Origin of the sequence: Hydrogenophaga sp., from assembly GCF_041633695.1 — a bacterium.
GTDB lineage: Bacteria > Pseudomonadota > Gammaproteobacteria > Burkholderiales > Burkholderiaceae_C > Hydrogenophaga.
Genome location: NZ_JBFJMY010000177.1, coordinates 1 through 8,116 on the forward strand (window position 1 = coordinate 1; position 8,116 = coordinate 8,116).

9 protein-coding genes are annotated in these 8,116 nt (G+C 61.8%); 5 read left to right on the plus strand and 4 right to left on the minus strand.

The features are described from left to right. The 4 genes from ABYB95_RS12255 to ABYB95_RS12270 all read right to left on the minus strand — a co-directional run. Positions 1-767: carbohydrate ABC transporter permease (locus tag ABYB95_RS12255; protein WP_372658833.1), on the minus strand; the 767-nt coding region annotated here is incomplete at its 3' end. Then, complete coding sequence (locus tag ABYB95_RS12260; protein ID WP_372658834.1) at positions 760-1,656, minus strand: carbohydrate ABC transporter permease; 897 nt, start codon at positions 1,654-1,656, stop codon at positions 760-762. The genes ABYB95_RS12255 and ABYB95_RS12260, both read right to left, overlap by 8 nt. Beyond that, positions 1,653-2,729, minus strand: coding sequence for an ABC transporter ATP-binding protein (locus tag ABYB95_RS12265; protein WP_372658835.1), 1,077 nt, complete (start codon positions 2,727-2,729; stop codon positions 1,653-1,655). The genes ABYB95_RS12260 and ABYB95_RS12265 overlap by 4 nt, the downstream gene beginning before the upstream one ends. Further along, the gene (locus ABYB95_RS12270; protein WP_372658836.1) at positions 2,729-3,805 is read right to left on the minus strand and encodes an ABC transporter ATP-binding protein; all 1,077 of its coding nucleotides are present in this window, start codon (positions 3,803-3,805) and stop codon (positions 2,729-2,731) included. The genes ABYB95_RS12265 and ABYB95_RS12270 overlap by 1 nt, the downstream gene beginning before the upstream one ends. Positions 3,806-3,970: 165 nt before the next feature. On the opposite strand from ABYB95_RS12270, the gene ABYB95_RS12275 reads away from it, so the two are divergent. The 5 genes from ABYB95_RS12275 to ABYB95_RS12295 form a co-directional block, all read left to right on the plus strand. Continuing rightward, positions 3,971-4,777, plus strand: a complete 807-nt coding sequence (locus ABYB95_RS12275) for a DeoR/GlpR family DNA-binding transcription regulator (protein ID WP_372658837.1) — start codon at positions 3,971-3,973, stop codon at positions 4,775-4,777. A gap of 43 nt (positions 4,778-4,820) precedes the next feature. Next, positions 4,821-6,314 (plus strand): glycerol kinase GlpK, encoded by a 1,494-nt coding sequence (gene glpK / locus ABYB95_RS12280; protein ID WP_372658838.1) that lies wholly within the window; start codon positions 4,821-4,823, stop codon positions 6,312-6,314. A gap of 469 nt (positions 6,315-6,783) precedes the next feature. Beyond that, a complete protein-coding gene (locus ABYB95_RS12285) occupies positions 6,784-7,068 on the plus strand; it encodes a hypothetical protein (RefSeq protein WP_372658839.1) in 285 nt (94 codons plus the stop codon). 59 nt (positions 7,069-7,127) lie between these two features. Further along, the gene (locus ABYB95_RS12290; RefSeq protein WP_372658840.1) at positions 7,128-7,391 is read left to right on the plus strand and encodes a hypothetical protein; all 264 of its coding nucleotides are present in this window, start codon (positions 7,128-7,130) and stop codon (positions 7,389-7,391) included. Positions 7,392-7,466: 75 nt separating this feature from the next. Further along, positions 7,467-8,116 (plus strand): hypothetical protein (locus ABYB95_RS12295; protein WP_372658841.1); only part of this gene is annotated, 650 nt, incomplete at its 3' end.

Genomic DNA, 8,116 nt, shown 5'->3' on the forward strand with positions numbered 1-8,116 from the left:
AACCAGATCACGATGGCACCGGGAACAATCGTCAGCACACCGGCTGCCGCCAACGTGGCCCAGTCCATGCCGCTCGCACTGACCGTGCGCGTCATGGTCGCGACGATGGGCTTGGCGTTGACGCTGGTGAGCGTGCGCGCCAGCAGCAGTTCGACCCAACTGAACATGAAGCAGAAGAAGGCGGCGACGCCGACCCCGGCTTTGATCAGCGGCAGGAAGATGGTGACGAAGAAACGCGGGAAGCTGTAGCCGTCGATGTAGGCGGTCTCGTCGATCTCGCGCGGAATGCCACTCATGAAGCCTTCCAGAATCCAGACCGCCAGCGGCACGTTGAACAACAAGTGGGCCAGCGCGACTGCGATGTGGGTGTCCATCAGGCCCACCGTGGAATAGAGCTGGAAGAAGGGCAACAGAAACACGGCGGGCGGCGTCATGCGGTTGGTGAGCAGCCAGAAAAAGACGTGCTTGTCGCCCAGAAAGCTGTAGCGCGAGAACGCGTAAGCCGCAGGCAGCGCCACCGACACCGAGATCACCATGTTGATCGCGACGTAGATCAGGCTGTTGATGTAGCCCGAGTACCAGGACGCGTCGGTGAAGATGGTCTTGTAGTTGTCCCAGGTGAAATGCTGGGGCAGCAGGCTGAAGCTGGACAGGATCTCGCTGTTGGTCTTGAAGCTCATGTTGACCATCCAGTAGATGGGCAACAGGGCAAAGATCAGATACGCGATCAGGAAAATCGTGCGCTTCTTGAAACGGCGTTCATGCATGGCCAGCCCCCTCTTTTTCGGCCTGGCCGAGTCGTTGCATCCAGTTGTAGAGCACGAAGCAGAACAGCAGGATGATGAAGAAATAGATCAGCGAGAACGCCGCCGCCGGACCCAGATCGAACTGGCCCACGGCTTTCTGCGTCAGGTACTGGCTGAGGAAGGTGGTGGCGTTGCCGGGCCCGCCGCCGGTGAGCACGAACGGCTCGGTGTAGATCATGAAGCTGTCCATGAAGCGCAGCAGCACCGCGATCATGAGCACACCGCGCATCTTGGGCAGCTGGATGTAGCGGAACACCGCGAACTTGCTGGCGCCGTCGATCTGCGCCGCTTGGTAATACGCGTCGGGAATGCTGCGCAAACCGGCGAAGGCCAGCAAGGCCACCAGCGGCGTCCAGTGCCACACGTCCATCAAGAGCACGGTCAACCAAGCTTGTGTGGCGTCACCGGTGTAGCTGTATTCAATGCCCATCCAGTCCAGCGTGGCGCCCATCAGGCCGATGTCGGTGCGGCCAAAAATCTGCCAGATGGTGCCGACCACGTTCCACGGGATCAACAAGGAAAGCGCCACCAGCACCAAGGTGGCCGACGACTTCCAACCCTGGGCCGGCATGGCCAGCGCCAGCGCAATGCCCAGCGGGATTTCGATCGCCAGCACGGCGCCCGAAAATTTCAGCTGGTTCCACAGCGCCGAATGCAGCTCTTCGTCGCGCATGACAGCGGCGAACCATTCGGTGCCGACGAAGACGCGGCGATCGGGCGAGATGATGTCTTGCACCGAGTAGTTCACAACCGTCATCAGCGGCAGGATGGCCGAGAAGGCCACGCACAGCAGCACCGGCAGCACCAGCCACCAGGCTTTCTGGTTCACGGGTTTGTTGGTCGGGGTCATGCCACCCACTCCTCGTTCTTGTAATAACAGCTGTGTTCACCCACGACCCGCAGGTGCACGTCGGACCCCAGCGCCGGCGGGCGCGCCTCGGGCGCCAGGCGCACCTTCAGCGTGTGCGCCCCAGTGCTGCAAGTGACCAGAAAGTAGGTGCCGATGTCTTGCACCCGGTCCACCCGGGCGGGCACGGTGCCGCCGCCTGCGGCGTCCGCCAGACTCAGGTATTCGGGCCGTATGCCTAGCTTGAGCTCGCCTTCGGGCAGCTGCACGCCCGCAGGTGCGTCGATGTGGCGACCCAGCACGTTCAGGCCGGAGCCTTTGGCCTGGATGGGCAAAAAGTTCATGCCCGGCGAACCGATGAAATGGCCGACAAAGGTGTGTGCCGGTTTTTCGAACAAGGCTTCGGCCGAGCCCACTTGCACCGCACGGCCGCGCGTCATCACCACCACTTCGTCGGCGAAGGTGAGCGCCTCCACCTGGTCGTGGGTGACGTAAATCAGCGTGAGCTTCAACTCGTGGTGGATCTGCTTGAGCTTGCGCCGCAGTTGCCATTTCAGGTGCGGGTCGATCACGGTCAGCGGTTCGTCGAACAGCACGGCCGACACGTCGGGGCGCACCAGACCACGGCCGAGCGAGATCTTCTGTTTCTGGTCGGCAGAAAGGCCGGCCGCGCGCATGTCGAGCTGGTGGCTCATCTCCAGCATCTCGGCGATCTGGCCCACGCGGACCTGGATCTGGTCCGCCGGCACCTTGCGGTTCTTCAGCGGAAACGCCAGGTTTTCTGCCACCGTCATGGTGTCGTAGATCACCGGGAACTGGAACACCTGCGCGATGTTGCGCTGCTGCGGGCTCAGGTTCGTCACGTCCCGACCGTCGTAACGCACCGTGCCTTGCGAGGGTGCCACCAAGCCCGAAATGATGTTCAGCATGGTCGTCTTGCCGCAGCCCGAAGGGCCGAGCAAGGCGTAGGCGCCACCGTCGCGGAATTGCATCTTGAGCGGCAGCAGCGCATAGTCCGCGTCGGTTTGGGGGTTGGCCTTGTAGGCGTGCGCCAGGTCCAGATCGATGGCAGCCATCAGCGGGCCCTTTCTTGCTGCGTCGGCGCCAGCATCAGCGGGCCGTTCGCGTCAAAAACATACACCTGCGACGGATGCAGGTGCAAAGAAAAATGCTCGCCCATGGCGAAGTTGTGCACCCCGGTGAGCTGGGCCACCACCTCGCCCACCGGCGTTTGCGCGTGCACAAACGTGTCGGAGCCCGAAATTTCGGCCAGTTCCACCTGGGCCTCCAGCGCCACATCACCGTCCAGCTGGTGCACCCGCAAAGCACTGGCCCGGATCCCCAGCGTGAGCCGCTCGGGCCGCCCTGCCGGCAGCACCAAGGGCACGACCACCCCGTTGGGCAATCGCACACCCTCGGCACACGCCTGCACCTCGATCAGGTTCATGGGCGGATCGCTGAAAGCGCGCGCCACCCGGATCGACTCAGGCCGGTGGAACACCTCGGCCGTGGGGCCGTATTGCAGCAGTTCACCCGCGTCCATCACCGCCGTGTAGCCACCCAGCAGCAAGGCCTCACCAGGCTCGGTGGTGGCGTACACCACGGTGGAGTCGCCCAGCGCAAACAGCTGCGCGAGCTCTTCGCGCAATTCTTCGCGCAGCTTGTAGTCCAGGTTCACCAACGGTTCGTCGAGCAGCATCAGGGGCGCGTTCTTGGCCAGCGCACGGGCCAGTGCCACCCGCTGCTGCTGCCCACCCGACAGTTCGGCCGGCAGGCGGTCCAGAAAGATGTCGATGTGCAGCTTCTCGGCCAGCTCTTGCACCCGCTCGGCCAGCCCCGCTTCGCCGCGCAGCTTGAGCGGCGACGCGATGTTGTCGAACACCGTCATCGACGGGTAGTTGATGAACTGCTGGTACACCATGGCCACGTTGCGGCGGCGCACCGGCACGCCGGTCACGTCCACGCCGTCCACCAGCACACGCCCCGCACTCGGCACGTCCAGCCCGGCCATGATGCGCATCAGGCTGGTCTTGCCGGCCTGGGTCGCACCCAGCAGCACCGTGACCGCGCCCGACACCAGCTCCAGGCTCTGCGGATAGAGGTGTGTTTGTGGGCCGACCTTCTTGCCCACGCGTTCCAAACTCAGTTGCATGTCTCTTCTTTTCCTGTGGGGCGCGAGCGCCCGTATCGGGTTCGATCATTTTCGTTACGCCGATTATGGTGTTCGTTTGGTTTCTTTTATGTTCGGTATTTACCCTAACAAGGAAAGATTGTTTTTCCGTTACTTTCGGTTCGACGCTTTTCTAGAATGCCCGGCATGAATCTCAATCCCCGACACACCCAGCTGCTGGACGCGGTGCGCGCCCAGGGTCCGCTCACCATCGAGGCCCTGGCCGAACGTTTTGACGTGACCCTGCAAACCGTGCGCCGCGACGTGCAGCGCCTGGCCGAAGCCGGGCTGCTGGCGCGTTTCCACGGCGGGGTGCGCATGCCCGGCTCCACCACCGAAAACATCGCCTACCGGCAGCGCCAAGCCATGCACTCCGAGGCCAAGAAGCGCATCGCGCGCAGCATCGCCCAGCGCGTGCCCAACGGCTGTTCGCTGGTGATGAACATCGGCACCACCATCGAGGCGGTGGCGCACGAGTTGCTGCAACACCGTGGCCTGCGCGTGATCACCAACAACCTGCACGTGGCCGCCCTGCTCAGCACCAACTCGGACTGCGAGGTGATCGTGGCCGGCGGCATGGTGCGCGCCGCCGACCAGGGCATCGTGGGCGAGGCCACGGTGGATTTCATGCGCCAGTTCCGGGTCGACATCGGCCTGATCGGCATCAGCGGCATCGAGGCCGACGGCAGTCTGCGCGACTTCGACTACCGCGAGGTCAAGGTGGCGCGCACCATCATCGAACAGTCGCGCGAGGTCTGGCTGGCCGCCGACCACACCAAGTTCAACCGCCCGGCCATGGTCGAGCTGGCCCATTTGCGCGAAATCGACGTGCTGTTCACCGACAGCCAGCCCTCGCACACCTTCCAGGAACTGATGGTGCAGGCCGACGTGGAATGCGTCACCGCCACCACCACAGCGGCCACCGCCGCTGCCACCGCGACCACGCCACACTGAGCCCGGCGCCGCTTCACCCACACACCGCCAAACACATCCCACCATGACGTATCTCTTGGCCCTGGACCAGGGCACCTCCAGCTCCCGCAGCATCGTGTTCCGCGAAGACGGGCAGATCGTGGCCATGGCCCAGCGCGAATTTCGCCAGATTTATCCGCAGCCGGGCTGGGTCGAACACGATCCGCGCGACCTCTGGAACACGCAGCTGGAAACCGCGCGCGAGGTGCTGCAAAAGGCCGGCCTGCAAGCCAGCGCCATCGCAGCGGTCGGCATCACCAACCAGCGCGAAACCACCCTGGTGTGGAACCGCAAGACCGGCCAGCCGATCTACAACGCCATCGTCTGGCAAGACCGGCGCGCCGAGAACACCTGCGCCGAGATGCGCGCCCAGGGGCTGGAGGACACGGTGCAGGAAAAAACCGGCCTGCGCATCGACGCCTATTTCTCTGGCACCAAACTGCAGTGGCTGCTGGACCAGGTGCCCGGTGCACGCGCCCTGGCCGAAGCGGGCGAGCTGGCCTTTGGCACGGTGGACAGCTGGCTGATCTGGCAGCTCACCGGCGGACGCGAGCACGTGACCGACGTCAGCAACGCGGCGCGCACCATGCTCTTCAACATCCACACCCAGCAGTGGGATGAGGAACTGCTGAAGGCCATGCACATTCCCCCCAGCCTGATGCCACGGGTTTTGCCCTCCAGTGCGAACTTCGGCCAGATCGACGCAGCGCTCTTGGGTGCGCCCCTGGTGATCGGCGGGGTGGCGGGCGACCAGCAAAGCGCGCTGTTCGGCCAGGCCTGCTTCCAGGCCGGCATGGCGAAAAACACCTACGGCACCGGCTGCTTCATGCTGATGCACACGGGCGAAAGCTTCCAGCGCAGCGCCAACGGCCTGATCACCACCGCCGCGGCCATACCGCCCGGCCCGCCGCAGTACGCCATGGAAGGCAGTGTGTTCATCGGCGGCGCCGTGGTGCAGTGGCTGCGCGACGGCCTGCAAGCCATTCGCTCCAGCAGCGAAATGCAAGCCCTGGCCGAAAGCGTGCCCGATGCCGGGGGCGTGGTCTTCGTGCCCGCCTTCACCGGCCTGGGTGCCCCTTACTGGAAACCCGATGTGCGCGGCAGCATCACCGGCCTCACGCGCGGCACCACCATGGCCCACATCGCGCGCGCGGCGCTGGAGAGCATCGCCTTCCAGAGCGCCGCCCTGCTCGACGCCATGAGCAAGGACGCGGTGGCCCACGGCAGCGTGCCGGTGAGCGAATTGCGGGTGGACGGCGGCGCTTGCGTGAACGACTTGCTGATGCAGATCCAGGCCGACTTGCTGGGCATTCCGGTGGTGCGCCCGGCGGTGATCGAAACCACCGCCTTGGGCGCGGCCTACCTGGCCGGTCTGCACGCGGGCGTGTATGGCGGCTTGGCCGAACTGTCGCACCAATGGCGCGCCGAGCGCACCTTCCTCCCCACCTTGTCGCGCCGAGACGCAGCACAGCGCATGGCCGCGTGGGAACACGCGGTGAGGCAGACCGTGGCGGCGTAGCGGTCTCCCCCGCGCCGCTTCGCTTCGCTTCACCTTCTGAAGGGGGCTTCACCAAAGGCCCGCCCTTGGCTTGGCTAAGCGCGGTTCCCCGATACCCTGGAACGGCTGCTCACGCCCCGGATGAATTCGCGCTTTCGACCCATTGCAGGCATCAGGCAGAGTTGGCGCAAAGCCGTCATTTCGGTTGCAGAGGTCGACAGGTTCAGCGGGATAAAGCTTGCTTTTCCGACTAGACTGCGAAGCGGCTTGCAGGCCTAACATGCCACCTCATTGATGTGTCTCGACCTTGGTCAGGTTTCTCGAATCTGATATACCTGTCCACCCAAGCGCCAGCGTGACCTAACTGCTTGATTTAAAAGGTTTTTCGAAGGCTGCATGCGACTTTGTTTAACGACCACGATTGTGGGTATCCTGCGTTTTGCCGTTTAAATCAAAGTTAGGCCTGCTTATGAGAGATCAGCCGGAATCCTTGAAACAATCCTTGCGTTTAGTTGCTGCGGCACGCTACTACTTGCCAGTTCAGCTTAAGTCGCCGCCCGAATGGGAGGCTCAGTACATCGAGTACCTACACCATACTGAGTACCAACTGGCCTTGGAGTCACTTGAGGGCATCGGCAATCTGCACACTGGCTACGCAGAGGAACCGCTCTTCTGGCAAGAGCTCCTTCTTGCTGCACAACACATGGGCCTGGACGATCATGCGACCCTGTACTCCTCGAAGCTCGTATCCGCTCAGCGTGAGCAGCAGGTCTAACAATTCATTCAAGCCGATGCCGCTTCGCGGCACGGCTTAATTCAGGCGTCAAAGTGCACATGATGAACGTCATCGCATATGCCATTACAGGGATCTTGTTCGGAATCCCTGCCATCCTTCTTGGCTTGGCTATCCGGAACTTCATTCCTTTGGTGCGCGGATTAAAGGCTCCATGGTGGGCGGGCATACTCGGACCATTCGCTTACGCAGACCAGTTTGTCGAGGAAGCTGCGCGCCCGCATCGAAAAAGGTGTCTGGGATACACAGTCGCCTTTGTAGCTTGGTGTTTGGTACTCATGGCCGTCGTCGAGGCGGCGAAGTGAGCTTTAACAGGTCGGCTCAACGGAGCGCCTACGGCGGCGTCCCCTGGCCTTTGCGTTAGCTGCTAAGGGGAAACCGTGCCAAGTAACTTAGAGAAATACAAAGCGGACTTAACGAAACTGACCACAAAAGGGGAGCTTCTCCAAGTGGCGATGGAGTATGAGTGCTATCCGGAGGAGGTCGCCGAGCTTTACGGCAAAGCCAAGGATGGAAAGGAACTGCTGAAAGCCCTGCCTAACTTTGGCAAGAAATATCAGTCTTGGTACTCAGAGGCCGCATCTGTGATAAAGCAAATGCTGCCTGACCGCCTCGATGACTTTGTTCGGCATTACCAGAAACCCAAGCCCCGAAAAGACATCACTTATGAAAACTATCGGATTGAAGATTACTTACAGGGTCTAACCATTACTAGAGGCTGGGAAAAGGCGAAGGTTGTGGGGAAAGAAGCAGCTATTCCACATTTTCGACAGCAGCTCGCAATTATGGAAGCCGTAGCATCGAGATTTGAAAGCACTCTTTTTGACATCAGACAGATTGTTCAGGCTGATTTATTTGATTCTGAAATTGATGCAGCGCGGGAATTGTTGAAGAAAGGTTTTGTACGGGCAAGCGGTGCAATAGCCGGAGTGGTGCTCGAAAAGCATCTTGCTCAGGTAGCGCAAAATCACAATATTACAACCCGAAAAAGACACCCAACTATCAGTGATTTTAACGACCTTCTTAAGAG

Bases quoted from the DNA above. Each gene is read 5' to 3' on its own strand.
- ABYB95_RS12260 (WP_372658834.1), bottom strand. From the start codon at position 1,656: ATGACCCCGACCAACAAACCCGTGAACCAGAAAGCCTGGTGGCTGGTG.
- ABYB95_RS12265 (WP_372658835.1), bottom strand. From the start codon at position 2,729: ATGGCTGCCATCGATCTGGACCTGGCGCACGCCTACAAGGCCAACCCC.
- ABYB95_RS12270 (WP_372658836.1), bottom strand. From the start codon at position 3,805: ATGCAACTGAGTTTGGAACGCGTGGGCAAGAAGGTCGGCCCACAAACA.
- ABYB95_RS12275 (WP_372658837.1), top strand. From the start codon at position 3,971: ATGAATCTCAATCCCCGACACACCCAGCTGCTGGACGCGGTGCGCGCC.
- glpK (WP_372658838.1), top strand. From the start codon at position 4,821: ATGACGTATCTCTTGGCCCTGGACCAGGGCACCTCCAGCTCCCGCAGC.
- ABYB95_RS12290 (WP_372658840.1), top strand. From the start codon at position 7,128: ATGATGAACGTCATCGCATATGCCATTACAGGGATCTTGTTCGGAATC.